Origin of the sequence: Paenibacillus camelliae, from assembly GCF_023715345.1 — a bacterium.
In the GTDB taxonomy this organism is placed as follows: domain Bacteria; phylum Bacillota; class Bacilli; order Paenibacillales; family Paenibacillaceae; genus Pristimantibacillus; species Pristimantibacillus camelliae.
This window is the reverse complement of record NZ_JAMBNY010000094.1, coordinates 1-255: the sequence shown is the minus strand read 5'-3', so window position 1 is coordinate 255 and position 255 is coordinate 1. Positions and strand designations below refer to the sequence as shown.

The following is a 255-nucleotide window of genomic DNA, read 5'->3' as shown; positions in this document are numbered from 1 at the left end:
GAGAGTAGGACGTCGCCAAGCGGTGGCTAATAAGGGCCTTTAGCTCAGCTGGTTAGAGCGCACCCCTGATAAGGGTGAGGTCGGTGGTTCGAGTCCACTAAGGCCCACCATCTACAACTTTATATTAAATTATGGGGCCATAGCTCAGCTGGGAGAGCGCCTGCCTTGCAAGCAGGAGGTCAGCGGTTCGATCCCGCTTGGCTCCACCAAAGAAGATTTACAACTTTAACGTGTTCTTCCTAACGGAAAACACTA

The 255-nt window shown here is 51.8% G+C and carries 2 tRNA genes; both read left to right on the top strand.

Annotation, left to right across the window (positions count from 1 at the left end):
• Positions 1 to 33: 33 nt before the first annotated feature.
• Positions 34 to 110, top strand: a tRNA-Ile gene (locus M3180_RS22565).
• Between the two features lie 23 nt (positions 111 to 133).
• A tRNA-Ala gene (locus tag M3180_RS22560) sits at positions 134 to 209 on the top strand.
• Positions 210 to 255 lie beyond the last annotated feature (46 nt).